Source organism: Mesorhizobium sp. B2-7-1, from assembly GCF_006440735.1.
Classification (GTDB): domain Bacteria; phylum Pseudomonadota; class Alphaproteobacteria; order Rhizobiales; family Rhizobiaceae; genus Mesorhizobium.
The window spans coordinates 1-23920 of sequence record NZ_VFUA01000103.1; the positions used below are offsets into that span (position 1 = coordinate 1).

26 protein-coding genes and 1 pseudogene are annotated in these 23920 nt (G+C 65.0%); 26 read left to right on the forward strand and 1 reads right to left on the reverse strand.

The genetic code is table 11. The features are described 5' to 3' along the window. Positions 1-154: 154 nt before the first annotated feature. The 21 genes and pseudogenes from FJ471_RS27740 (at position 155) to FJ471_RS27840 (ending at position 18751) form a co-directional block, all read left to right on the forward strand. Complete coding sequence (locus FJ471_RS27740) at positions 155-1156, forward strand: LacI family DNA-binding transcriptional regulator (RefSeq protein WP_140807912.1); 1002 nt, start codon at positions 155-157, stop codon at positions 1154-1156. 38 nt (positions 1157-1194) lie between these two features. Then, a complete protein-coding gene (locus FJ471_RS27745) occupies positions 1195-2199 on the forward strand; it encodes a BMP family ABC transporter substrate-binding protein (RefSeq protein WP_181179791.1) in 1005 nt (334 codons plus the stop codon). A gap of 84 nt (positions 2200-2283) precedes the next feature. Beyond that, positions 2284-3819 carry an ABC transporter ATP-binding protein gene (locus FJ471_RS27750; RefSeq protein ID WP_140807916.1) on the forward strand — a complete coding sequence of 512 codons (1536 nt, stop codon included), beginning with the start codon at positions 2284-2286 and terminating at the stop codon, positions 3817-3819. Next, a complete protein-coding gene (locus FJ471_RS27755; protein WP_140807918.1) occupies positions 3816-4847 on the forward strand; it encodes an ABC transporter permease in 1032 nt (343 codons plus the stop codon). Before FJ471_RS27750 ends, FJ471_RS27755 begins: the two co-directional genes overlap by 4 nt. Positions 4848-4857: 10 nt before the next feature. Next, on the forward strand, positions 4858-5775 hold the full coding sequence (locus tag FJ471_RS27760; RefSeq protein ID WP_140807920.1) for an ABC transporter permease: 918 nt from the start codon (positions 4858-4860) through the stop codon (positions 5773-5775). Continuing rightward, positions 5772-6710, forward strand: a complete 939-nt coding sequence (locus tag FJ471_RS27765; protein WP_140807922.1) for a nucleoside hydrolase — start codon at positions 5772-5774, stop codon at positions 6708-6710. The genes FJ471_RS27760 and FJ471_RS27765 overlap by 4 nt, the downstream gene beginning before the upstream one ends. A 17-nt stretch (positions 6711-6727) precedes the next feature. Then, entirely contained in the window at positions 6728-7483 is a 756-nt protein-coding gene (locus FJ471_RS27770) for a glutamine amidotransferase (RefSeq protein ID WP_140807924.1), read from the forward strand. A 1-nt stretch (position 7484) separates the two neighbouring features. Then, on the forward strand, positions 7485-8246 hold the full coding sequence (locus FJ471_RS27775) for an alpha/beta fold hydrolase (protein ID WP_140807925.1): 762 nt from the start codon (positions 7485-7487) through the stop codon (positions 8244-8246). Next, the gene (locus FJ471_RS27780) at positions 8231-9169 is read left to right on the forward strand and encodes an acetamidase/formamidase family protein (RefSeq protein WP_140807927.1); all 939 of its coding nucleotides are present in this window, start codon (positions 8231-8233) and stop codon (positions 9167-9169) included. The genes FJ471_RS27775 and FJ471_RS27780 overlap by 16 nt, the downstream gene beginning before the upstream one ends. Before the next feature lie 136 nt (positions 9170-9305). Beyond that, positions 9306-10946 (forward strand): Na+/H+ antiporter, encoded by a 1641-nt coding sequence (locus FJ471_RS27785; protein WP_140807929.1) that lies wholly within the window; start codon positions 9306-9308, stop codon positions 10944-10946. Between the two features lie 125 nt (positions 10947-11071). Further along, positions 11072-12385 (forward strand): serine hydroxymethyltransferase, encoded by a 1314-nt coding sequence (glyA, locus tag FJ471_RS27790; protein WP_140807931.1) that lies wholly within the window; start codon positions 11072-11074, stop codon positions 12383-12385. 108 nt (positions 12386-12493) lie between these two features. After that, positions 12494-13087 carry a hypothetical protein gene (locus tag FJ471_RS27795; protein ID WP_246684850.1) on the forward strand — a complete coding sequence of 198 codons (594 nt, stop codon included), beginning with the start codon at positions 12494-12496 and terminating at the stop codon, positions 13085-13087. Positions 13088-13199: 112 nt separating this feature from the next. Then, a complete protein-coding gene (gene nrdR, locus FJ471_RS27800) occupies positions 13200-13679 on the forward strand; it encodes a transcriptional regulator NrdR (RefSeq protein WP_126082941.1) in 480 nt (159 codons plus the stop codon). A gap of 2 nt (positions 13680-13681) precedes the next feature. Then, a complete protein-coding gene (gene ribD, locus FJ471_RS27805) occupies positions 13682-14812 on the forward strand; it encodes a bifunctional diaminohydroxyphosphoribosylaminopyrimidine deaminase/5-amino-6-(5-phosphoribosylamino)uracil reductase RibD (protein WP_181179792.1) in 1131 nt (376 codons plus the stop codon). Continuing rightward, on the forward strand, positions 14812-15429 hold the full coding sequence (locus FJ471_RS27810; RefSeq protein WP_140807933.1) for a riboflavin synthase: 618 nt from the start codon (positions 14812-14814) through the stop codon (positions 15427-15429). Before ribD ends, FJ471_RS27810 begins: the two co-directional genes overlap by 1 nt. A gap of 56 nt (positions 15430-15485) precedes the next feature. Then, complete coding sequence (locus tag FJ471_RS27815) at positions 15486-15779, forward strand: DUF1778 domain-containing protein (protein WP_140807935.1); 294 nt, start codon at positions 15486-15488, stop codon at positions 15777-15779. Position 15780: 1 nt separating this feature from the next. Beyond that, complete coding sequence (locus FJ471_RS27820; RefSeq protein ID WP_140807936.1) at positions 15781-16293, forward strand: GNAT family N-acetyltransferase; 513 nt, start codon at positions 15781-15783, stop codon at positions 16291-16293. Positions 16294-16325: 32 nt separating this feature from the next. Beyond that, a pseudogene (locus tag FJ471_RS35415) lies at positions 16326-16466 on the forward strand (CopG family transcriptional regulator); the annotation flags it as partial. Between the two features lie 82 nt (positions 16467-16548). Beyond that, the gene (gene ribH / locus FJ471_RS27830; RefSeq protein ID WP_140807938.1) at positions 16549-17043 is read left to right on the forward strand and encodes a 6,7-dimethyl-8-ribityllumazine synthase; all 495 of its coding nucleotides are present in this window, start codon (positions 16549-16551) and stop codon (positions 17041-17043) included. Next, positions 17040-17534 carry a transcription antitermination factor NusB gene (nusB, locus tag FJ471_RS27835; protein WP_140807940.1) on the forward strand — a complete coding sequence of 165 codons (495 nt, stop codon included), beginning with the start codon at positions 17040-17042 and terminating at the stop codon, positions 17532-17534. Before ribH ends, nusB begins: the two co-directional genes overlap by 4 nt. Next, on the forward strand, positions 17531-18751 hold the full coding sequence (locus FJ471_RS27840; RefSeq protein WP_140807942.1) for an MFS transporter: 1221 nt from the start codon (positions 17531-17533) through the stop codon (positions 18749-18751). The genes nusB and FJ471_RS27840 overlap by 4 nt, the downstream gene beginning before the upstream one ends. A gap of 58 nt (positions 18752-18809) precedes the next feature. Here FJ471_RS27840 and FJ471_RS27845 read toward each other — a convergent pair whose 3' ends face one another. Beyond that, positions 18810-19382, reverse strand: coding sequence for an NADPH-dependent FMN reductase (locus FJ471_RS27845; protein ID WP_140807944.1), 573 nt, complete (start codon positions 19380-19382; stop codon positions 18810-18812). A 239-nt stretch (positions 19383-19621) separates the two neighbouring features. Here FJ471_RS27845 and FJ471_RS27850 point away from each other — a divergent pair, with 239 nt between their 5' ends. From FJ471_RS27850 to FJ471_RS35105, 5 genes are all read left to right on the forward strand, one after another. Next, positions 19622-20533: an ABC transporter substrate-binding protein gene (locus FJ471_RS27850; protein WP_140807946.1), complete on the forward strand. Its 912-nt coding sequence runs from the start codon at positions 19622-19624 to the stop codon at positions 20531-20533. Between the two features lie 212 nt (positions 20534-20745). Further along, positions 20746-21912 carry an ABC transporter permease gene (locus tag FJ471_RS27860; RefSeq protein WP_140807948.1) on the forward strand — a complete coding sequence of 389 codons (1167 nt, stop codon included), beginning with the start codon at positions 20746-20748 and terminating at the stop codon, positions 21910-21912. Then, positions 21909-22847 carry an ABC transporter ATP-binding protein gene (locus tag FJ471_RS27865; RefSeq protein WP_140807950.1) on the forward strand — a complete coding sequence of 313 codons (939 nt, stop codon included), beginning with the start codon at positions 21909-21911 and terminating at the stop codon, positions 22845-22847. The genes FJ471_RS27860 and FJ471_RS27865 overlap by 4 nt, the downstream gene beginning before the upstream one ends. Further along, positions 22844-23593, forward strand: a complete 750-nt coding sequence (locus FJ471_RS27870) for an ABC transporter permease (RefSeq protein ID WP_140807952.1) — start codon at positions 22844-22846, stop codon at positions 23591-23593. The genes FJ471_RS27865 and FJ471_RS27870 overlap by 4 nt, the downstream gene beginning before the upstream one ends. 129 nt (positions 23594-23722) lie before the next feature. Further along, positions 23723-23920 (forward strand): hypothetical protein (locus FJ471_RS35105; RefSeq protein ID WP_210242058.1); only part of this gene is annotated, 198 nt, incomplete at its 3' end.

Sequence of the window (23920 nt, forward strand, 5' to 3'; positions counted from 1 at the left end):
GACAAGAACGACAAGCCCGTCGTCGCGGCGGCGGCCGCGGTCGGCGTCGCAATGTCGGCAAAGCCTGTTAAAAGTTAGTAAACCACTTTACGCAACCGCTTTACTAGCCAAATTTTATGAGATAGCGTTCGGTCAGTTGCTGGCTGGGGCGGACATGAGCACCATCAATGAAGTTGCGATAATGGCGAGGGTGTCGACCACGACCGTGTCGCGCTATCTCAACAATCGCATCGAGCTTCCAGCGGAGACGGCGGCCCGCATCGACGCGGCCATCGTGGCGCTCGACTACCGTCCCAACATCCTCGCCAAGCGCCTCAGTCTTGGTCGCTCCGAGGCGATCGGCATGATGACGCCCGAGATCGCCAACCCGTTCTTTGCCGAACTGGCCGCAGCCGTCGAGGATGAGGCGGAAAAGCACGGCTATTCCGTGCTGATGAGCAGCACCGGCGGCAACCGGGAACGCGAGCTCGGCAGTCTCAGGCGGCTGAAGGACGGTCATGTCGACGGGCTGATCATGATGACCAATCGGCCGGACGACGGCTCTCTAGCCGCGACCCTTCATCACTACGGCCATATCGTTCTGATCGACGAGGACATTCCGGGCGTCAACGTTCCGAAGATCTTCGTCGAGAACCGCGAAGGTGCCCGCGCCGCGACGCGGCACCTCGTCGAAACCGGACACCGGCGGATCGCCCATATCGGCGGCCCGGCGAAGCTGTTCAGCGCCATCGAACGACTGGCTGGATACCGCGACGCCATGGCCGGGGCGGGGATAAGGGTCGACGACGGCGATATCCGCCAGGGCGAGTATTCGCGCGACTTCGGCCGTGCCGCCATGCTGGACATCCTGGCTGGCGACAGGCTGCCGACGGCCGTTTTCGCCGGCAGCGATTTCATTGCCATCGGCATCATGGAAGCGGTGCGCTCCAAAGGCCTCAGCGTGCCGCAGGACATCTCGCTGGTCGGTTTCGACGACATGCCGTTCGCCGACCTCCTCGCGCCGGGCCTCACCACCATCCGACAGCCGACCGCCGAACTCGGTCGCATCGGGTTCGGCACGCTCAAGGCGCTGATCGACAAGGCTTCGCCGCCCGAACTCACCCGGCTCCCGGTCGCGCTGGTCAAGCGCAACTCGGTGGCGTCGCCACGCTCCTGAGAAAGACGGTTCGAAACCAAGAAAGGGGAATGAAACAAATGACAAGATCGATCGTGAAATCAATAGCATACGCCGCGGCTCTCGGGCTTGGCCTGATGGCCGGCCCGACATTCGCCGCCGACTTTAGCGCCGTCTATGTGATGTCGGACAATCTCGGCGACATGGGCTTCAACGACAATGCCGCCACCGGCTTCGCCCGCGCCGAGAAGGAAGGCGTCAAGACGCGCCTGCTGCAGGCATCGCCGACCGACCCGCAGCTCTGGCGCCAGAACCTCGAGGCGGTGTCGAATTCGGGCGAGTGGAGCGTCATCTTCACCGGGCCGAACATGCACGACAATCTGGCCGACGTCGCGCCGCAGCATCCCGACCAGAAATATGTCTTCTTCGACGACGAGTTGAAGCAACCGAACGTTCTTTCGGTGAAATACGCGCAGAACGAGGGCTCCTACCTCGCCGGCGCCCTGGCCGCGATCGCGGCGACCGACAAGAAGGACTTCCCGCTCACCTCCGGCGATCCGAAGATCGCGGTCGTCGCCGGTATGGACCTGCCGGTCATCCAGGACTTCATCCTCGGCTTCAGGCAAGGCGCCAAGACCGTCGTCCCGGACATCGACGTGCAGGTGATCTTCATCGGCAACTTCAACGATGCGCAGAAGGCCTATGACCTGACCAAGACCGCCATCCAGAACGGCGCCAACGTCGTCTTCAACGTCGCCGGCCCGGCTGGCCTCGGTATCCTCAAGGGTGCTGCGGACTCCAAGAAATACGCCATCGGCGTCGATTCCGACCAGAGCGGCCTGCACCCCGATTATGTGATCGCCTCGATGATCAAGCAGATCGGCAACTCGATCTACGACTCGGTCAAACAGATCCAGGACGGCAAGGCCGAGTTCGGCAAGCTCAAGGTTTACGGTCTCGCCAATGAGGGCGTCGGCCTGATCTACAACGACAAGCTGGTGCCCGCCGACATCAAGGCCAAGGTCGACGCTGCCAAGGCCAAGGTGGTCAGCGGCGAGATCAAGGTCGACACTGCTTTCAAGTAAGCCTCCCAGGACCTTGAAACGGGACGCTGCTCCGGCAGCGTCCCGCATCCCGACCAGGAAGCCTGCTCCCAGGAAAGCCTATCGATGCGCGACCCAGACATCATTTTGAGCCTTGCAGGCATCGCCAAGTCGTTTGGCGACAAGGCCGCGCTCAGCCATGTCGATCTCGATGTCCGGCGCGGCGAGGTGCATGTCATCTGCGGCGAGAACGGCGCCGGCAAATCGACGCTGATGAATATCCTTGCCGGCATTCACCAGCCGAACGCCGGCTCCATCGTGCTGAACGGCAAGACCGTGACGATCGCCGACCCTATCGCCGCGAGCCGCCTCGGCATCGGCATGGTGCACCAGCATTTCACGCTCGTGCCGTCCATGACCGTGGCGGAGAACCTGTTTCTCGGCCGCCAGCCGCGCAGGCTGGGCATCTTCTCCGACCGTCGGCAGATGATCGAGCGCGCCCGCGAGCTGATCGCGCGCTACAACTTCCATCTCGATCCGGAGGCGCCGGTACGCACGCTTTCGGTCGGCCAGCGCCAGCGCGTCGAGATCCTGAAGGCGCTGGCGTTCGACGCCGATCTACTGATTCTCGACGAGCCGACCGCAGTGCTGACGCCGCCCGAAGTCGATGAACTGATCGGCGTGGTCGATGGGCTTCGCGCCAGGGGCCGCACCATCCTTTTCATCACCCACAAGCTGCGCGAAGTGAAGGCCGTCTCCGACCGCGTGACCGTCATTCGCCACGGCCGCAGCATTTCCACGCGCGACACCGCCGATGTCACCGAAGCCGACATCGCCCGCGACATGGTCGGCCGCGAGGTGTTCCTTGTCGGCCGCAAGGGCAACGCCCAGCGCAGCTTTGGCGCCCCGGTCCTGACGCTCGACAGCGTCAGCATGACCAATCACGCAGGCCGGCGTCTGCTTGACCGCATTTCTCTCCAGGTGCGCGCCGGCGAGGTACTGGGTATCGCCGGCGTCGACGGCAACGGCCAGACGGAGCTCGCCGAGGCGATCGCTGGGCTGATGCCGGTGCAGGCGGGTAAGATCCGCTTCGGCGATCGGGATTTGACCGACGCTGACCTAAACGAACGCCAGCAGGCTGGTCTTGGCTTCGTGCCGGAAGATCGCCTCGACCGTGGCCTGAGCGTCACGATGAGCGTCGCCGAGAACGTCGCGGCGACCAACTACAGCCGCGCCGGGCTGCTCTCCGGCGGCCTGATCAACCGACAGAAGCTCGATGGCTTCGCCGGCGAGAAGATCAAGGAGTTCGACGTGCGCGGCGCGCAGCCTGCCACCCAGGCCGGCTGGCTCTCCGGCGGCAACATGCAGAAACTGGTGATCGCCCGCGAGCTGGAGCGCGATCCGTCGCTGCTCCTGATCTGCCAGCCGACGCGCGGACTGGACATCGGCGCGTCCGAATTCGTCCATGCTCGCATCCTGCAAGCCGCCGACCGGGGCCGCGCCGTGCTTTTGATTTCTTCCGAGCTGTCGGAGATCTTCGCGCTCTCCGACAGGATCGGCGTCATGTATTCGGGGCGCATGATGCGCGTCCTCGACCGCGCCGAGGCCGACGAGGAGACCGTGGGATATCTGATGAACGGCGGATCGAAGGAGGCAGCATGATGGCGCCCGCGCTGTCCAATTTCCTGCGTGTCATTCGCGCGCCGCTCGCCGCGATCCTGCTCACGCTGGCGCTCGGCTTCCTGCTCGTCGCATCGATCACGGATGAGCCGGTCCGCGCCTATCGTGACCTTTTGCTCGCCAATTTCGATTCGCTCGGCAACTTCGCCCTGTTCCTGAACCGTGCTACGCCGCTCACGCTGATCGCGCTGGGCGTCGTCTTTTCGTTTCGCGCCGGCATCTTCAATGTCGGCGGCGAGGGCCAGCTCTACGCAGGCGCGGTCACCACCACGGTCGTCGCAATCGCCGGAGCCTCGCTGCCGGCCGTCGTGTTGATGCCGCTCGCCATCGTCGCCGGTTTTCTGGCCGGCGCGGTGATCGGCTGGATTCCGGGCGTGCTCAAGGTGCGTCTCGCCGTCGACGAGGTGGTGACGACATTGATGCTCAACATCATCATTCTCCTGATCACCTCGTGGCTCGCCAACCAGGTGATCCGCGACACCACCGCCTATGGCGCGGTAAGCTGGATGGTGCCGAGCTCCATCTGGCTGCCACCATTGCCCTTCGTTCCGCGCGCCACCAGCGGCTTCCTCGTCGCCGCTGTGCTTGCCGTCGTCTCATGGGTCGTGCTCTTCCGCACGCAGTGGGGCGCCGAGGTTCGCGCGGCCGGCACCAATCTGCGCTTTGCCGAGGCCACAGGCGTGCCGGCGGCGCGGCGGGTGATCTCGGCGATGGTCATTGCCGGCGGATTGGCAGGGCTGGCCGGAGCACTTTACGTGCTCGGCGTCGGACACCGCTTCGAGCAGAATTTCTCGCCGAGCTACGGGTTGGTCGGCTTGACCTGCGCCCTGCTTGCCCGCGTCCATCCGATCGGCTCGCTGGCGACCGCGCTCTTCTACGCCGCGATGCTGAATGGCGCCGCCTACATGCAGATTTCCACCGATGTGCCGCGCTCCCTGGTCAACCTTTTGACGGGCCTGCTCGTGCTGCTGATGACGGCGCGGCTGCGTCGCGCGGCCCAGGCGGCGTGAGGAGGCGCGGATGAACCTGACATCGCTGCTCGCCGCCGTTCTCGAACAGTCGACCCCGATCCTTCTCGCGGCGCTGGCGGCGATGATCACCTTGCGCGCCAACATCCTTAATGTCGCCGTCGAGGGCATGATGCTGGCGGCCGCCTTCGCCGCTGTCGCGGTCGGCGACTGGAGCGGCAGCGCCTGGCCTGCCTTCCTGTCGGCGCTGGTGGTCGCGGTCGTGCTTTCGCAGCTTCTGGCGCTGCTGACCTTGCGCTTCTTCGCCGACTTCATCGTGGCGGGCCTTGGCATCAACCTGCTCGCCGCCGGCGGCACGCTCTTCATCCTCGAGCGCTACTATAACAGTCCGGGCGGGCTGAGGCCGATCGCTTTCCCCGACATCTGGCATGTGCCGGCCGGATCGCTGTCCTGGCTGCCGGTGCTCGGCCCGACCTTCGAAGGCCAGAGCATCATCGTGCTGATCGCGCTGGTCGCGGTGCCGCTCACCTATGTCTTCCTCTACAAGACGCCGCTCGGCGCCAGCCTGCGGGCCGCGGGAGAGGACGAGCACGCCGCGCGCTCCGCCGGTATCCGCATCGCCGCCATGAAGGCGCTGTCGTTGGCGATCAGCGGTCTGCTTGCCGGGCTTGCCGGCGCGCAACTCGCCATGGACAAGCTGCATTTCTTCCTGCCGGACATGACCAGCGGCCGCGGCTTCATCGGGCTTGCCGCGACGCTGTTCGGCGGCGGGCAGCCCTGGATGACGGCGGCGGCGTCCTTCCTGTTCGGCTTCTTCGGCGCGCTGGGCGACCGCCTGCAAGTGTTCGCCATCCCCTCGCAATTCGTGCTGATGCTGCCCTATCTCGCCGCCATCATCGGCCTGACCTTCGCCCGCTGGCGCATCCTGGTGCGCAACCGGCCGGCCAGAATTCAGGACAATCTGCAATGACGAAGCCGATCATCCTCGACTGCGATCCGGGCAATGACGATGCCCTGGGCATCCTGGTCGCCGCCGGCCACAAGGCGCTCGACCTGAAGGCGGTGACGACGGGTGCCGGCCATCTCGCCGGCGACCGCACGGCCCGCAACGGCGCCATCGTCCTTGCCGTTGCTCGGCGCAACGATGTTCCGGTTTCGGCAGGCGCCATGGGGCCGCTGGTGCGCGAAAGGCTGATCGCCGGCATTCTCGACCAGACCAGCGCGCTCGACCCGGAGCGGCCGGATCTCGAAGCGGTCACCGTCGATCCGAGCCATTCCAGCGACCTTATCGCCGAGCTTGTCCTTTCGGGCGCCGCCAGCACCGTGGTCACCACTGGCCCGCTGACCAATCTGGCCCTGGCGTTGCGGCGCAATCCCGGCCTGGCCGAGAAGATCGAGCGTGTTGTCTCGCTCGGCGGTGCCTGGGGGCTCGGCAACAAGACCGCGGCGGCGGAGTGGAACGTGCTCTGCGATCCGGAGGCGGCGGCAATCGTGTTCGGGGCCGGCATTCCCTTGACGCTTCTCCCGATCGACGTGGGACCGCAGGCGGTCATCACCGATGGACTGATTGCGGACGCCGAGGCGATCGGCGGCAAGGTCGGGCTCTTCGCCGCGGAACTCCTGCGCTCGCTGAACACGACATTCCGCCGGGGCGTGTTCGGGCCTGCCGCCATGCCGCTCAACGATCCCGTGGCATCGCTCGTCGCGGCCGAGCCTTCCCTGGCGAGGACGGTTCCGGCTCGGGTCGAGGTCGAGCTCGCCGGCAAGTTTACCTATGGCCGTACGGTCATCGATTTTGCCGGCCGCTCCGGGCCGCCGAACGCCGAAATCGCCGTCGAGCTTGACGGGGCGGGTATTCACGCCGCCTTCATCGCCGCGCTGAAGCGGCTGGCCAGCCGATCTTAGAGAACAGGAGAGGAAATATGACAAAGAGCCGTCGCGTCCTGATCGCGGGCGAATCCTGGACCGTTCATTCGATCCATCAGAAGGGCTTCGATTCCTTTACGACGACCGAGTACGCCGAAGGCGTGCGCTGGCTGCGCGACGCCCTCGAAGGCGGCGGCTGGGACGTTGTCTACCAGCCGGCCCATGTCGCGGCGCGCGACTTCCCCTTCAGTGCCGGCGAACTGGCAAAATTCGACTGCGTCATGCTGAGCGACATCGGCGCCAACACCTTGTTGCTCCACCCCGACACCTTCGTGCGCTCGAAGACGCTGCCCAATCGCCTCGAAGCGATACGCGATTATGTCTTGGGCGGCGGCGGGCTGGTGATGATCGGCGGCTATATGACCTTCCAGGGCATCGACGCCAAGGCGCGCTACCGCGACACCGAAGTCGCCGAGGTGCTGGGCGTGGAAATGGAAGCGGGCGATGATCGTGCCGAGCGGCCGCAAGGCGTGAAACCGCGTGTGGCTGCGGCAAATCATGCGATCGTCGGCGGACTGGAGGCGGAATGGCCGGCTCTGCTCGGTTACAACCGCTTTGCCGCCAGGCAGAAGGCGACGGTGGTCGCGACCGTCGGCAACGATCCCCTGATCGTCGCGGCTGAATTCGGCTTGGGTCGGTCGGTCGCCTTCGCGTCCGATTGCGGGCCGCATTGGGCGCCGCCGGCCTTTGTCGATTGGCCGGGCTACGCGACGCTCTGGCGGCAGATCGTCGGCTGGGCGGCGGGAGCCTGACATGGTGGCGCTCAATATCATGCGCTGGGGCGACCGCGGCGCGCCGAAGACGATGGTGGCCCTGCACGGCATCACCGCCAATGCGGGCGCCATGACCGAGCCGGCGAGGGTGCTTGCCGAACGCGGCTGGCAGGTGATTGCTCCCGATATGCGCGGCCATGGCGAAAGCGCGCGCGGCAATGGCGATTTCTCCTTCGACAGCCTGCTCTCCGATTGTGTCGAGAACCTGCCTGCCGGGCCGGATGTGCTGCTTGGCCATTCCTTCGGCGGCACGCTGGCGCAGCTTGGCGTGTTGCGCGGCCTGTTCCGGCCGAAGTCGATGCTTCTGGAAGACCCGGTCTCGCATTTCGCCGACAAGGCGACGCCGAAGGGCATGCTGGATTGGGATGAGGCAAATCTGCCCCACGACATCGAGGGGCTGCTGAAACTCAATCCCGGCTGGTCGCGGCGGGACGCCGCCTGGAAAGTCGTGTCGCTCGAGCAGATGTCCTTCGATGACGCACGCTCAGCCTTCGCCGGCAATGCGCCCTGGGATCTGCGGGATGATGCGGCGCGCCTGGCCCGGATGCTGCCGACGGTTTGGGTCCTGCCGGAAATGAGCCGGTTCGTTCCGCCCGACGACACCGCGCGCCTGCGGGCGGAGGTCGGCGAGCGGTCTGTCGTTGTCATGCCCAATGTCGGCCATAGCATCCATCGCGACGCCACGCAGGCGTTTGTCGACATTGTCGAGAAACTGGGAGCCGGCACTTGGTTCGAGCGCTGAACGACGGGCACGATTTCGTCTTCCAATTGGGAGGGCATGCGCCGCGGCTTTCCGTCAGGCCTGGCGAGCAGTTCACGGTGTTCACCGAGGATTGTTTCTCCGGCAAGCTGACGAGCGTCGACGGCAGGCCGCGCGAGGTCGCGCCCTATCCGAAAGTCAACCCGCTGGTCGGTCCGATCGCCGTCGAAGGCATCAGGACCGGCGATATCATGGCAATCCATCTGCATCGCCTGGAGCCCGCCCGAGACTGGGGCGTGGCGACGATATCGCCGAATTTCGGCTTCCTGTCGGGAACCCGCGCCTCGCCCAATTTGCAGGCGGAGCAGGAGGAGCGGGTGTGGATCTGGCGCCTCTCGCCGGATCGAACGCACTTGACAACTGAGACCTCCTCCGGCCGCACGCTTTCCGCCAGCTACCGGCCGTTTCACGGCACGCTGGGCGTCGCGCCCGCGCATGGCGAAGTCCGCCTCGGCGTTGTCCCGGGCGACTTCGGCGGCAATTTCGACATCCCGGACCTGACGGAAGGCGCGACGCTTTACCTGCGGGCCAATGTCGATGGCGGGCACATCTATATCGGTGACGGCCATTATGCGCAGGGCGATGGCGAGATCGCCGGCACCGCGGTCGAAGGCGCCTTCTTCACCACCCTGTCCGTCGAGAAAGCCGGGTCGGATGAAGACTTTGACTGGCCGCGCCTGGAGACTGAAAGTCATATCGGTGTCATCGGCTGCGCGCGACCGCTGGACGATGCCGCCCGCATCGCGGTCGCCGGGCTGGTGCGCTGGGTGGCGCACCGGACAAGCTTGGACACGATGGACGCGCACCAACTGGTCAGCCAGACCTGCAGCCTGCGCATCGGCAATGTCGTGAACCCGGCCTTCACGGTGCTTTGTTCCGTGCCCAAAGCGCTTCTCTCGCAATAGAGCAAACCCGGCAAACGTTGAGCTGCCCCGGGCGGACCGGCACCTCGCCCCGCATGATACGCCGGCGTGAGGTGCGCCCCGGCTGGACGCGAGGCCGGCAATTGCCCATGGTCGGTCGAACAGTCGGAATCGCGCCATGGACGTCGCCGTCTTCATCCTCGTCGTGCTCGCCTTCGTGACCGTTTCTGGCGCGTTGGTGCGGCTGGTGCGCGTGCCGCTGCCGGTGCTGCAGATCGCCATCGGCGTCGCGCTTGCCTGGCCCGCGCGAGGCGTTCACATCGAAGTGGATCCCGAGTTGTTCCTGCTGGTGTTCATTCCGCCGCTGCTGTTCGGTGACGCCTTTTCGGCGCCAAAGCGTGAGCTGATGGCGCTCCGCGGTCCGATCCTCGACCTCGCCATCGGGCTGGTCTTTTTCACCATCGTCGGTTTCGGTTACGCCTTGCACTGGCTGGTGCCGAGCATCCCGCTGGTGGTCGCCTTCGCTCTGGCCGCCGTGCTGTCGCCGACCGACGCGGTCGCGGTGTCCTCGATCGTCGACCGCAATGTCGTGCCGGCACGGCTGATGCACATATTGGAAGGCGAGTCGCTGCTCAACGACGCCTCCGGTCTGGTGATGTTCCGCTTCACGGTCGCGGCGGCGCTGACCGGCAGTTTCTCGTTTGCCGCGGCATCCTTGAGTTTCCTCTTGGCGGTGGCCATCGGCATCCTGGCCGGCGTCGCGGCTCTGTTCATCGCCGCGAAGTCGTTGCAGATCCTTGGTCGCATCACCAGCACACCGGCAGAAGCGCAGGTGCTGGTCATGGTCCTGCTGCCCTTCGTCGCCTATCTGATTGCCGAGCATTTCGGCGCCTCGGGCATTCTGGCAGCGGTCACGGCCGGCCTTCTGACCGGCTACTCCGGCATCGTCCGCCACATGGCGGTCTCGGCGCGTATCCAGACGATTTCGCTCTGGTCGATGCTGATCTTCATGTTCAACGGCTCGCTGTTCATCCTGCTTGGCCTGCAGTTGCCCGACATCATCCGCAAGGTGCCGCCGGAGCTGACGACCCGGCACTGGCTGTTCGAGCCGGCGCTGACCGTGCTTTTGCTCACGCTCTGCCTGATTGCCCTGCGCTATGTCTGGATCTGGGTCGGCGACATGGGTGCCGTGCTCGCCGCGCGGCTAGGTAAGCGCAAGGCCGAACCCTTTGGTTTTCGCGTCAGGCTCGCCGGCTCGATCGCCGGCGTGCGCGGCGCCGTCACGCTGGCCGGCATCCTGTCCCTGCCGCTCACCTTGCAGGACGGCTCGCCGTTCCCGGCCCGCGACCTCGTGATCTTCCTCGCCGCCGGCGTCATCATCTGCTCGCTGGCGATCGCCAGTCTTGCCCTGCCGACGGTCGCGCGCGGTCTCGTCGAGCCGGGCGAGCATCCAGGTGCCGCCGAAGAGCGCCGGGCTCGCGTCAGTGCCGCCAACGCGGCCATCGCCAGGATTGAAGGCCTCGCCGGTGACAGCAACGAAGGCGAGGCGGCGGAGATGAAGCTCGCCATCGCCGAAAGCGTCGCGTCCATCTACAGGCGCCGCATCTCGCTCTCCGATGGCGCCGACGAAGCGCGCGCCGAGGCTCGCGAATCCGGGCGGATCGAGCTCGGATTCAGGCTTGCCGGCATCGAGGCCGAGCGCGCCGAGCTGCAGGCCATGCTCCGCCGTGGCGACATCAACGACCCCACGGCGCGCAAGCTGTTCACCGAGATCACCTTCTCCGAGGCGATCCTCAAGGGCCGCGAACCGCGGGATTAGCAGCCCGAGGCCCGCCTTGGCGCAAACCGGCCAGCAAATTTCGCGCCGCAAACGTGGCGGGCTCAAAACAACTGTGTTAATGCGCGGCGACCTCGCAGACCTCCGGCCCCAAGGGAAAGCAAGCCATGTCAAATGTCGCGGCATCCTCCAGCAAATTCGAATCCTTTTTCGAGACCACGCTTGCCGACGCCGATCCGGAAATCTTCGGCGCCATCCGCAACGAGCTCGGTCGCCAGCGCCATGAGATCGAGCTGATCGCATCGGAAAATATCGTGTCGCGCGCCGTGCTCGAAGCGCAGGGCTCGATCATGACCAACAAATACGCCGAGGGCTATCCGGGCAAGCGCTACTATGGCGGCTGCCAGTTCGTCGACGTGGCCGAGGAACTGGCCATCGAACGCGCCAAGAAGCTGTTCGGCTGCAATTTCGCCAACGTCCAGCCGAACTCGGGCAGCCAGATGAACCAGGCGGTGTTCCTGGCGCTGCTGCAGCCCGGCGACACTTTCATGGGCCTCGATTTGAATTCGGGCGGCCATCTCACCCATGGCTCGCCCGTCAATATGAGCGGTAAGTGGTTCAAGGTCGTCTCCTACGGCGTGCGCAAGGAAGACCACCTGCTCGACATGGACGCGATCGAGAAGACCGCGCATGAGACCAAGCCGAAGCTGATCCTGGCCGGCGGCACCGCCTATTCGCGTATCTGGGACTGGAAGCGTTTCCGCGAGATCGCCGATGCGGTCGGCGCCTATCTTATGGTCGATATGGCGCATATCGCGGGCCTCGTCGCCGGCGGCGTGCATCCGTCGCCGCTGCCCCATGCCCATGTCGTGACCACGACGACCCACAAGTCGCTGCGCGGCCCGCGCGGCGGCATGATCCTGTGCAACGACGAGGACATCGCCAAGAAGATGAATTCGGCGGTGTTCCCGGGCCTGCAGGGCGGTCCGCTGATGCATGTCATCGCCGCCAAGGCGGTGGCGCTCGGCGAAGCGCTGAAGCCGAGCTTCAAGGCTTACGCCGAAAGCATTGTCGCCAACGCCAAGGCGCTGGCCTCCAGCCTGCAGGAGACTGGCCTCGACATCGTCTCGGGCGGCACCGACAACCATCTTATGTTGGTCGACCTGCGTCCGAAGAACGCCACCGGCAAGCGCGCTGAGGCGGCTCTCGGCCGCGCCAACATCACCTGCAACAAGAACGGCATCCCGTTCGACCCGGAAAAGCCGTTCGTGACGTCGGGCGTGCGTCTCGGCACGCCGGCCGGCACCACGCGCGGTTTCGGCCAAGCCGAATTCCGCGAGATCGGCAAGCTGATCGCCGAGGTGCTGGACGGTCTGAAGGTGGCGAATTCCGACGAAGGCAATGCGGCGGTCGAGGCCGCGGTGAAGGCCAAGGTCACGGCGCTGACCGACCGTTTCCCGCTCTACCCCTATCTCGGCTGATCGACGGTAGGTTGCCCTCCTTCGGTTGACCGCGCGACATACGTCATCTTTTATCCTCGCGCTTCGCGCCGCTCCCTGGTCGGGCGGCGCGACTTACCGGAGACTTTGATGATGCGCACTTTCCGTCTTGCCACCCTGGCCCTGTCCGGCTCGCTGGCCGTTTTCGCTCTGTCCGGCGCGGTCGCGCAGGAGCAGACGCAATCTGCTTCCGACATGCCGGCCACCAATACCTTCGGCAAGTGGACCACCATCATCGATACGCTCGATACGGGGCAGGACGCGCACAAGACCTGTGCCGCCTCGACCGCCTTCGTCGACGGCAACGGCAACGCCGGCTCGCTGACGCTGTCGATCTCGACCGGCGATGCGCTGCCGCCGGATGCGTACCCGGCCATCATGTTCATTATCGACAACAAAACCCTGCCGACCGGCAACAAGATCGCCGCCACCTTCGGCGACCCCGGCGTGAAGGTCTCCGCGACGGTGAGCTCCAACGCCGCCGCCGGCGGTCGTCCCAGTTGGATGGTCGACAACCAGGCCAAGACCAGCCTCGCCCTGCTGCGCGCCATGCGCAAGGTCACCTCGCTCGATGTTACCTTCGGCAAGCAGGCCGTCACCAGCATCCCGATGGACGGCTTCACCAAGGCCTATCGCAACCTCGGCACGTCCTGCGGGTTTTCGACCAAGGACGTTGCGCCCTGAGGCTGCCGGTCGGCCGGGCAGGGCGCTGGCAATCTTGCCCGCGCCTCGCTATCTCTGGGGCATAAAAGGCTCTAAGCCTGTCGCCCACAGAATCGCGAACCCAAGGCTCTCTATGCGCTGCCCCTATTGCCAGTCCGAAGATACGCAGGTGAAGGATTCGCGTCCCGCCGAGGATGGCGCCGCGATCCGCAGGCGGCGGGTGTGCCCCGATTGCGGCGGCCGGTTCACGACCTTCGAGCGCGTCCAGCTGCGCGACCTCGTCGTCGTAAAGAAGTCCGGACGCAAGGTGCCATTTGATCGTGACAAGCTGCTGCGCTCAGTCGAGATCGCCGTGCGCAAGCGCAATGTCGACCCCGAGCGCATCGACCGCGCCGTGACCGGCATCGTGCGCCAGCTCGAAAGCTCGGGTGAGACCGAAATTGCTTCGGGCGAGGTCGGCCGGCTGGTCATGGAGGCGCTGAAATCGCTGGATGACGTCGCCTATGTCCGCTTCGCCTCTGTCTATCGCAATTTCCGCGAGGCCAGGGATTTCCACGAACTGCTGGGCGAATTGAAGGGCGACGAGGAAAAGACCGAAGAGGACGCCGGCTGATCATGGCGGGACAGCGACTGGACGACGCCGTGCAGGCGGCCCTTGACCGCCGTTTCATGGCCGCGGCCATCAGGCTGTCGCGCCGCAATGCCGGCCGCACCTCGACCAACCCTTCCGTAGGCACCGTCATCGTGCGCGACGACGGCGCCGGACCGATGATCGTCGGCACCGGCGTGACGGCCGTGGGTGGCCGCCCGCATGCCGAGACCGAGGCGCTGGCCGAGGCCGGCGAACTCGCGCGTGGCGCCACCGCCTATGTCACGCTGGAGCCTTGCGCCCATCATGGCCGCACGCCGCCCTGCGCCAATGCGCTGGTCAATGCCGGCATAGCGCGGGTGGTGGGTGCTGCGAGCGATCCCGATCCGCGCGTCTCCGGCAAGGGCTACGCCATCCTGCGCGCCGCCGGCATCGAGGTGGTGGAGAAGGTGCTGGCTGCCGAAGCCGCCGAGCAGATGGCCGGCTATCTGACTCGTTCTCTGAAAAAACGCCCGGAAGTAACTCTGAAGCTTGCGCTTTCGAGCGACGGCAAGATCGGCCGCAAAGGCGCAGGCCAGGTCGCCATCACCGGCGAGATCGCGCGGCGCGATGTCTATCTGATGCGCGCCGAGTCCGACGCCATCCTGGTCGGCATCGGCACCGCGCTGGAGGACGACCCGGCGTTGACCGTGCGCCTGCCGGGTCTGGAGAACCGCTCGCCGGCGCGCATCATCCTCGATCGGCAGATCCGGTTGCCGGAGGCGTCGAAGCTGGTGTCCGGCGTCGACCGCGTGCCGCTCTACGTCGCCGCTTGCCTGGAGGCCGATCCGCATCGGCGCTCGGCGCTGGAACGCGCTGGCGTACGCTTCATCGGCACCGAAACCCATGATGGCGTCGTCGCTTTGCCCGAATTGCTGGAAGACCTTGCCGCGCTCGGCATGGCAAGCGTTTTGGTCGAAGGCGGCGCCCAGGTGGCCAAGGCCTTCCTCGATGAAGATCTTGTCGACCGCATTGTCCTCTTCCAAGGCCCGGACGCCATCGGTGAGGACGGTATTGCATCGCCCATCGACGCCGACCATATCCCGGCTGGATTTCGCAAATTGCGTGACATGCGCTTCGGCGAGGACAGTTATGCCGAATGGGTGAGGAACCTTTAATGTTTACCGGAATTGTCACCGACGTTGGCACGGTAGCCGCTGCGAAGCCGCTCGCCGAGGGCATCGGCCTGCGCATCGACACCGCCTATGATCCTGACACCATCGCGATTGGCGCTTCGATTTCCTGTGGTGGCGTCTGCCTCACCGTGACCGCGCTTCCCGAGCAAGGCTCGAATGCGCGCTGGTTCGAGGTCGAGGCCTGGGAGGAAGCGCTGAGGCTGACCGCCGCTTCGAGCTGGAAACCCGGTACCCGTATCAACCTCGAACGGGCGCTGAAGATCGGCGACGAGCTCGGCGGCCACATCGTCTCCGGCCATGTCGACGGCATGGCCGAGATTATCGAGCGCAAGGAGGAGGGCGATGCCGTGCGTTTCACCCTCGAAGCGCCACGGCATCTGGCCAAGTTCATCGCGCCGAAAGGTTCGGTCGCGCTCGACGGCACCTCGCTCACCGTCAACAAGGTCGAAGGCACCCGCTTCGACGTGCTGCTCATCCATCACTCGCTGACTGTCACCACTTGGGGCGAGCGCCACGCGGGCGACCGCGTGAACCTCGAGATCGACACCATGGCCCGCTACGCGGCGCGCCTGGCCGAGGCGGCGAAAGAGGGGCTTTGAGGCCTCAGCCTTGAAATTGCCGGCCATTGGCCGTACATTGCCGCAGGAGAGCGACAATGACGGCACACCCACCACGCGGCCGCGTTCGTGGCGAGCGTTTGGAAACACGCGTCACGGCCGACCAGAAGAGCCTTATCGAGCATGCTGCGGCGCTACAGGGCCGCACCGTGACGGATTTTGTGCTGACCAGCCTCCAGGAAGCTGCCCGCCGTGCAATCGAGGAGCACGAGCGCCTGGAGCTGTCTATCCGCGACAGCCGGGCCTTCGTGGACGCTCTCGTCAATCCAAAACCAGTGAACGATCGCTTGCGCGATACGGTACGTCGGTATCGACAAGCCACTGGCATCTGAAGTGGCAGGCTCGACTGAAGCCCCTCTGCGAGTTGAGGTGCTCGGTCCGCTGCATGACAGAAACTCATTCGAAAGCGGCGCAGAACCGCTCGATCGATATCTTCGACTGCAAGCTGGGCAAGATGCCCGCAAGAATATTGCGGCGCCCTTCGTGCTAGTTACGCCGGATGGAGCTATCGCCGGTTACTACACGCTCTCATCCACTGCGGTGAATGTCGGCGAATGGCCTGCCGAGACAGTCCGCAACTTGCCGCGCTATCCACTCATTCCGGCGACGCTGCTTGGACGCTTGGCCGTCGATCGACGGCACCAGGGCAAGGGTTACGGCCGATACCTTCTGGCCGATGCATTGCACCGGTCTCTCCGTAGTGAGATCGCCTCGTTCGCGGTCATTGTCGACGCGAAGGACGAGAACGCGCGGCGCTTCTATGAACGCGAGAGTTTCTTGCCATTTCCGGATCAACCGATGAAGCTGTTTCGACCAATGGCCGATATCGCGGGATTGTTCAGATGAAAAAGGGGACTCCAACGGAGAGTGATAATTCCGAGATCAAGGAACGGCTGACACGCGAAGCAATGGCCGATGTGGATGCAGGCCGTGTGGTAGACCACCGAGCCGTTCTTGCCTGGGCTGAAAGCCTGGGTACCGGCTGTCCGCTTCCGCCGCCTCGGATAAAGATGCGATAGACCAAGCGGCACCCAGACCAATCTTCCGCTTGCGATCAACCCGGCTTCGGCCTAAGTCACCGGCAACCCCCCGGAGACTTTTATGGCTGGAACATCCCAACACGGCAAAGCGTTCATTCGCCCGAAGGCGAAGGCGCATCTGCTCATTGTCGAAGCGCGTTTTCACGATGATCTCGCCGACGCCCTGCTCGAAGGCGCCACCAGCGCGCTCGACGAGGCTGGCGCCACCTATGACGTCGTCACGGTTCCCGGCTCGCTCGAGATACCGGCGGTCATCACCTTCGCGCTCGACGGCGCCGCCGAAGGCGGCACGCATTACGACGGCTTCGTCGCGCTCGGCACTGTCGTCCGCGGCGACACCTATCATTTCGACATTGTCGCCAATGAATCGAGCCGCGCACTTATGGACCTTTCGGTGCAGGAGGCGATCGCGATCGGAAATGGTATCCTGACCACGGAGAACGACGCGCAGGCTTGGGCGCGCGCGCGCAAGACGGAAGGCGACAAGGGCGGCTTCGCCGCGCGCGCGGCGCTGACCATGATCGCGCTCAAGGAGAAACTCGGAGCCCAATCGTGACCGAACCCGCCTCGACCGGTGCGGTGCGCCACGCCAACAAGCGCGGTGCCGCCCGTCTTGCCGCCGTCCAGGCGCTCTACCAGATGGATGTGTCCGGCAGTGGCGTCTTCGAGATCACGGCCGAATACGAAACCTTCCGCCTCGGCAAGGAAGTCGACGGCGCGCTCTACCGCGAGGCCGACGCGCAATGGTTCCGCGCCATCCTGACCGGCGTCGTCGAGAACCAGAAGACCATCGACCCCGTCATCCGCCAGGCGCTGACCGAGGACTGGCCGCTGTCGCGGCTGGATTCGACGCTGCGCGCCATCCTGCGCGCCGGCGTCTATGAATTGATGAAGCGCGAGGACGTGCCGGTGGCCGTCATCGTCTCCGAATATGTCGACATCGCCAAGGCGTTCTACGAGGAAGACGAACCGAAGCTGGTCAACGCCGTTCTTGATCGTGTCTCGCGCCGGGTTCGCGGCGAGGGGCGTGGCAAGGACGCTTCGTGACGACCGCAACGGTCGCGGTCGCCGAGGCCGGCAGCGAAGGGCGTCGCACCGCGGTGCTGCTTGCCGCCGCGCAGGCGATCGTCGGTTCGGCCGCGCCGATCGCCATTTCGCTTGGCGCGCTTGCCGGGCAATACCTGCTCGGTCCCGACAAGTCGCTGGCGACGGCGCCGGTCACCGGCTTCAACATCGGTGTTGCGCTGGGCGCCTTGCCGGCCGCCGCCATCATCCGCCGGCTCGGCCATCGCGGCGGCTTCATGACCGGCACCGTGGTCACCGCGCTCGGCGGCCTGATCGCGACCATCGCGCTCTTCCGGGGGAGCTTCTGGCTGTTCGCCTTCGGCCTCGGCGTCATCGGTGTCGGCGGCGCCTTCGTCCAGCAGTTCCGCTTCGCTGCCGCCGACAACGCGCCGCCCGAGTTCAAGGCGCGCGCCATCTCCTTCGTGCTGGCGGGCGGCATCGTCACGGCCATCCTCGGGCCTCAGATCGTCATCTACACCCGCGAATTGCTGGCCCCGGTGATGTTTGCCGGATCCTTCGTCTCGATCCTCCCGCTCGCGGCGGCCGGCGCGCTCATCCTGTCATTCCTGCGTGTTTCCTCGCGCGCAAGCACCGTGACTGAAACCGATGCAAGCGATGCCCGGCCGCTGGCTGAAATCGTCACCCAGCCACGTTTCGTCGCGGCGCTTTTCTGCACCGTCGGCAGCTACGCGCTGATGAGCTTCGTCATGACCGGCGCGCCGCTCGCCATGGTCGGCTGCGGCCTGTCGGAAGACAATGCGACGCTCGGCATCTCCTGGCACGTCATGGCGATGTTCGGGCCGAGCTTCTTCACCGGTGCGCTGATCCATCGCTTCGGCGCCGAACGCATCGTCGCCACTGGCCTTGTCCTGCTGATCGGCTGCGGCGCCGTCGCGCTTTCCGGACTGGCGCTGTGGCAGTTCTGGACGGCGCTGATCCTGCTCGGGCTCGGCTGGAATTTCGGTTTCATCGGCGCCACGGCGATGGTCGCCGCCAGCTACCGGCCTTCGGAGAAGAGCAAGGTCCAGGGTTTCCACGATTTTGTCCTGTTCGGCTCCGTCGCCTTCGCCTCGCTGATGTCGGGCGCGATCTACAATGCCTGGGGTTGGACCATGCTGAACTGGATCGTCTTCCCGGTCGTCCTGCTTTGCTTTGTGGCGCTCGGCACGTTGAAGTTGGTGGGCGCTCCCAAATTTTGAAGAAGGCGTCCGACCAGTTCTCCCGGCCACTTGAACAATCTGCCTGAGGCGGCCAGCGTCAGGCATCCGGCGGGAGCACCTGCAGGACCCGCGCGATGAACATGTGGAACTCGTCCATATAGTTGCGCAGGAATGTCTCCGTTGACTCCACCGTCACCTCCCCATCGTCGGTGATCAATCCCGGAGTGAACTGAATGTAGGCTTCGGGCGAGTTCATCTGGGGTGCGTTGCAGAAGCTGAGCACGCTGCGCAGGCTCTGCTGAGCGACCGCGGTCGCGATCGCGCCGGGCGACGTTCCGATGACAGCGGTCGGTTTGCGGGCAAAAGAGTTCTTGCCGTATGGGCGACTGGCCCAGTCGATCGCATTCTTCAGACCGCCGGGGATCGATCGGTTGTACTCCGGCGTGACGAAAAGCACCGCCTGGACGGACGCGATGGCTTTCTTGAACTTCAAGGCGACCGGCGGAAAATCGGCATCATAGTCGTAGCTGTAAAGCGGCAGGTCCTTGAAGGAGATTTCCATCATTTCAAGCTCGGGCGGCGCCAGTCTGACGAGGGCCTTCGCAAGCTTGCGGTTGATGGAGCCCTTGGCAAGGCTGCCGATGAGGTAGCCGACTTTATGCTTGGCCATGACACACTCCTGTTGTGGCCGCCGACCCGCCTTTCCTAATATTCCTCAGAACAGGGCAGACCGCCAGCCGGCCTTAGGTCGGCATTGCGCTGCGCCGGATGGAGCAGGGCCCAAGCCCGGGCCGAACAAAATTATTGCGCCTGTCCCCCTAGTTATGAAACCGTATGCCCCGACTGGCCGTTAAAGCCATGCTCATATGCGGCCACCGATCGATCGGTTCATAGCAAGGGATTTTCACAATGTTTTCAATGAGAAAGATCGCTTTCGCGGCGATGGCGCTCGGCATCGCGACGGCATCGGCGAATGCCCAGGTGGTGGTGTCTTCCAAGATCGACACGGAAGGCGGCGTGCTGGGCAACATCATCCAGCTCGTGCTCAACGCCAACAACATCAAGACCACCGACCGTATCCAGCTCGGCGCGACGCCCGTGGTGCGCAAGGCGATCACCGCCGGGGAGATCGACATCTATCCCGAATACACCGGCAATGCCGCTTTCTTCTTCCAGAAGGCCGACGATCCGGTCTGGAAGGATGCCGCCAAGGCCTACGAAACCGCCAAGAAGCTCGACTACGCCGCCAACAAGATCGTCTGGCTGTCGCCATCGCCGGCCAACAACACCTGGGCGATCGCGCTGCGCAAGGAGGTGGCCGACGAGAACAAGCTCGTCACCCTGACGGATTTCGGCAAATACGTCGCGGGCGGCGGCAAGGTTGTGCTTGCGGCTTCCGCCGAGTTCGTCAATTCGGCGGCAGCACTTCCGGCCTTCCAGACGACCTATGGCTTCAAGCTGAAGCCCGACCAGCTGATCACTCTTTCCGGGGGCGACACCGCCGCGACCATCGCCGCTGCCGCCAACCAGACCAACGGTGCCAACGCCGCCATGGTCTACGGCACCGACGGCGGCATCCAGCCCTCCGGCCTCGTCGTGCTCGAGGACGACAAGGGCGTGCAGCCCGTCTATCAACCCGCGCCGATCATCCGCGAAGAGGTCCTGAAGCAGCATCCCGAGATCGAAGCGCTGCTGAAGCCGGTCTTCGCCAAGCTCGATCTCGTCACGCTGCAGGAGCTCAACGGCCGTGTGCAGCTGGGCGGCGAGCCCGCGAAGGGCGTGGCGGAGGATTTCCTCAAGAAGAACGGCTTCCTGAAGTAACAACCCAGCCTGAAAAGCGCGAAGCCGGTGCCAGGTACCCCCCTCTGTCCTGCCGGACATCTCCCCATCAAGGGGAGAGATTGGCAACTGCTGCCTCTCGCTTCCTTCTCGACCCAGGGGGATTGGCGAAAGCGCTCGCGACATCTGATCTCCCCCCTTGAGGGGGAGATGGCCGGCAGGCCAGAGGGGGGCGCTTCGCGCAAACGCTCTTCATGACCCTGCGTTTCGACAAGCTCGGCGTGGTCATCGCCGCGATCGTCGCCTACGCCGCTTTCCTGGCCCCCTTTGCCACGTTCCGCGCCAACCGGATCGTACCCGGGCAGGCGCGTTCGATCCTCGAGTCGTTGCCGCCCACGCTTGGCATGCTGTTGCTGGCGATAGCGATCGCGGCCGCGATCGTCGCCTTGCTCAGGACGCCGCTCGCCCTAAGACTGGCGGCCAGCGTCGTCGCGCTTGTCGCGCTTACGATCCTGATCGGCGTTGCAGGCGGTTTCCTGACACCCGCCGGCAACGCCTTCGCCCGCGTCGCGCCGGCTTCCGGTTTCTGGCTGCTGATCTTTGCCTTCACCTTGCTGCTGGCCGATGTGCTGACCAGGCTGAACCTGTCGCCCTGGGCGCGGGTCGGTGTGCTTGTGCTGGCCGCTTTGGCAATCGCCGCGCTGCTTGTCTCCGGCAACTGGGACAGTCTGTCCATACTCAAGGAATATGCCAGCCGCGCCGACAGCTTCTGGGCCGAAGCTTCCAAGCACGTCACGCTGGCGCTTGGCTCGCTGGCCGGCGCGGTCATAGTCGGCATACCGCTTGGCATCCTTTGTCATCGCGTCGAGAAACTTCGGGCGGGGGTGCTGAATGTGCTCAACATCATCCAGACCATCCCGTCGATCGCGCTCTTCGGCCTGCTGATCGCGCCGCTCGGCTGGGTCGCCCTGCATGTGCCAGGCGCCGCCGCGATCGGTATCAGGGGCATCGGCATCGCGCCCGCCTTTGTCGCGCTCTTCCTCTATTCGCTGCTGCCGGTGGTGGCCAACACGGTGGTTGGGCTGGCTGGTGTACCCCGCGCGGCCAACGACGCCGCGCGCGGCATGGGCATGACCGATCGCCAGCGCCTGTTCGACGTCGAGTTCCCGCTCGCCTTTCCGGTGATCCTGACCGGCATCCGCATCGTGCTGGTGCAGAATATCGGCCTTGCCACCATTGCCGCGCTGATCGGCGGCGGCGGCTTCGGCGTGTTCGTCTTCCAGGGTGTCGGCCAGACGGCGATGGATCTGGTGCTGCTCGGCGCGCTGCCCACCGTGGCGCTGGCCTTTGCGGCGGCCATCATCCTCGATGCGGTGATCGAGATGACCGCCACCAAGCGCAGGGTAGTTGAAACGGCATGATCGAGATCGAAGGCATCACCAAGCGCTATGACGCAACGACGGTGGTCGACAATGTTTCGATGGTCATCGAACCACGAACCATCGCGACCATTGTCGGCACGTCGGGATCCGGCAAGACGACGCTGCTCAGGATGATCAACCGGCTGGTCGAGCCGACCTCCGGCATCATCAAGCTCGACGGCGCCGACAACCGCTCGGTGCCCGGCTATCAGCTGCGCCGCAGCATCGGCTATGCCATCCAGGGCCACGGCCTGTTTCCGCATCGCACGGTGGCGCAAAACATCGCCACCGTGCCGCTGCTGCTCGGTTGGGACAGGGATCGCATCAAGGCCCGTGTCGACGAGCTGATGACGCTCTACCAACTCGACCCGCAGGCCTACGGCCCGCGCTACCCGCATGAGCTTTCCGGCGGCCAGCAGCAGCGCGTCGGCGTCGCCCGCGCCTTGGCCGCCGAGCCCAACGTGCTTTTGATGGATGAGCCCTTCGGGGCGCTCGACCCGATCATCCGCACCAAGGCGCAGGAGGATCTGTTGGCGATCCAGAAGCGTTTCGGCACCACCATCATCCTCGTCACCCACGACATGGAAGAGGCGGTGCATCTGGGCGACAAGATCGCCGTCATGGATGCCGGCAAGCTGGTGCAATACGCCAAGCCGGCTGAGATCCTGGCGAGACCCGCAAGCGATTTCGTCGAGACATTGGTCGGCGCCAGCGAAAGGCCGTTCCGGCTGCTGTCGCTCGGGCCTGTGCGCGACGCCGTGGAGCCGGGCGGCGCCGAAGGCGAGGCAATCCCCGGCGAAGCCACGCAACGCGACGCGCTGGCCGAACTGCTGTGGTCGGGCCGCCCCGCGCTGCCGGTGAAGGGCACGGACGGCAAGCTCATTGGCCGCGTCACCGTCGAAGGTTTGGTGAAGCGTGCGGCGAGGCCGCAATGAAAGCCTGGCTGCCCGCGCTGCTGAGGCTGGCCGTCCTGGCACTGCTGGTGACCTTCATCACCAGCCCCAACTGGTTCGAGCCGCTGCTGAAGCCGCTGACCGAGAATGGCGCGCCGGCGATCTACAACCAGGGCAGTCTGCTGACACTGACCTTGCAGCATCTATCGACCGTTCTGATCGCGACGGTCGCGGCGACGATCGTGGCGGTGGCGCTGGCAATCCTGGTTACCAGGCCGGCCGGGGCCGAGTTCCTGCCCTTGTCGCGCAGCCTGGTCAATATCGGCCAGACTTTTCCGCCGGTCGCGGTGCTGGCGCTTGCCGTGCCGGCCGTCGGCTTCGGCGAGAAGCCGACGCTGATCGCACTCTTCCTTTACGGCCTGCTGCCGATCTTCGAGAACGCGCTGACGGCGCTCACCACACTGCCTGGCAACGTGATGGAAGCGGCGCGCGGCGCCGGCATGACCGGCTGGCAAAGACTGACGAAGGTGGAGTTGCCACTCAGCGCCCCCGTGATCCTCGGCGGCATCCGGCTCTCGGTGGTCATCGGCCTCGCCACCGCGACCATCGGTTCGACGGTTGCCGCCAAGACGCTTGGCGAGGTGATCATCGCCGGCCTGATCTCGAACAACCTTGCCTTCGTGCTGCAGGGCGGGCTGATCGTCGCCGCGCTCGCTGTGCTGATCTATGACGGCCTTTCGGCGATCGAGCGTTACGCGGCGCGGCGCATGGGGCAGGGCGCGGAATAACGCTAGGTCTGTGGATTGGGCGAAGGTGCCCCAGCGTCATTTCAATCGATCTAATTCCGAGCCCGCGCTGGTACAACAATTCCTGCCCTCTTCTTTTGGGCGAAAGCCGGGCAAAAACCGAACAATATCTTGACGTTCCAAGCCCTGTTTCGCATACACCCCACCCAAGGGTTGGATTCCGTCAGCGGCATGCATCCCCGTTCCAACGGCCCAGGGAGGGGTTCTTTTGGGCCAACAATCGAGGAAAATCCGGCAATGCCCCATCTGACGGTGCTCATGCTGCATTCGGGCAAGCGCGAAGGCAGCTATGCGCGAGACACGGCGCGG

Coding starts and splice junctions, on each gene's coding strand:
- FJ471_RS27740 (WP_140807912.1), top strand. CDS start 155: ATGAGCACCATCAATGAAGTTGCGATAATGGCGAGGGTGTCGACCACG.
- FJ471_RS27745 (WP_181179791.1), top strand. CDS start 1,195: ATGACAAGATCGATCGTGAAATCAATAGCATACGCCGCGGCTCTCGGG.
- FJ471_RS27750 (WP_140807916.1), top strand. CDS start 2,284: ATGCGCGACCCAGACATCATTTTGAGCCTTGCAGGCATCGCCAAGTCG.
- FJ471_RS27755 (WP_140807918.1), top strand. CDS start 3,816: ATGATGGCGCCCGCGCTGTCCAATTTCCTGCGTGTCATTCGCGCGCCG.
- FJ471_RS27760 (WP_140807920.1), top strand. CDS start 4,858: ATGAACCTGACATCGCTGCTCGCCGCCGTTCTCGAACAGTCGACCCCG.
- FJ471_RS27765 (WP_140807922.1), top strand. CDS start 5,772: ATGACGAAGCCGATCATCCTCGACTGCGATCCGGGCAATGACGATGCC.
- FJ471_RS27770 (WP_140807924.1), top strand. CDS start 6,728: ATGACAAAGAGCCGTCGCGTCCTGATCGCGGGCGAATCCTGGACCGTT.
- FJ471_RS27775 (WP_140807925.1), top strand. CDS start 7,485: ATGGTGGCGCTCAATATCATGCGCTGGGGCGACCGCGGCGCGCCGAAG.
- FJ471_RS27785 (WP_140807929.1), top strand. CDS start 9,306: ATGGACGTCGCCGTCTTCATCCTCGTCGTGCTCGCCTTCGTGACCGTT.
- glyA (WP_140807931.1), top strand. CDS start 11,072: ATGTCAAATGTCGCGGCATCCTCCAGCAAATTCGAATCCTTTTTCGAG.
- FJ471_RS27795 (WP_246684850.1), top strand. CDS start 12,494: ATGATGCGCACTTTCCGTCTTGCCACCCTGGCCCTGTCCGGCTCGCTG.
- nrdR (WP_126082941.1), top strand. CDS start 13,200: ATGCGCTGCCCCTATTGCCAGTCCGAAGATACGCAGGTGAAGGATTCG.
- ribD (WP_181179792.1), top strand. CDS start 13,682: ATGGCGGGACAGCGACTGGACGACGCCGTGCAGGCGGCCCTTGACCGC.
- FJ471_RS27810 (WP_140807933.1), top strand. CDS start 14,812: ATGTTTACCGGAATTGTCACCGACGTTGGCACGGTAGCCGCTGCGAAG.
- FJ471_RS27815 (WP_140807935.1), top strand. CDS start 15,486: ATGACGGCACACCCACCACGCGGCCGCGTTCGTGGCGAGCGTTTGGAA.
- ribH (WP_140807938.1), top strand. CDS start 16,549: ATGGCTGGAACATCCCAACACGGCAAAGCGTTCATTCGCCCGAAGGCG.
- FJ471_RS27845 (WP_140807944.1), bottom strand. CDS start 19,382: ATGGCCAAGCATAAAGTCGGCTACCTCATCGGCAGCCTTGCCAAGGGC.
- FJ471_RS27850 (WP_140807946.1), top strand. CDS start 19,622: ATGTTTTCAATGAGAAAGATCGCTTTCGCGGCGATGGCGCTCGGCATC.
- FJ471_RS27860 (WP_140807948.1), top strand. CDS start 20,746: ATGACCCTGCGTTTCGACAAGCTCGGCGTGGTCATCGCCGCGATCGTC.
- FJ471_RS27865 (WP_140807950.1), top strand. CDS start 21,909: ATGATCGAGATCGAAGGCATCACCAAGCGCTATGACGCAACGACGGTG.
- FJ471_RS27870 (WP_140807952.1), top strand. CDS start 22,844: ATGAAAGCCTGGCTGCCCGCGCTGCTGAGGCTGGCCGTCCTGGCACTG.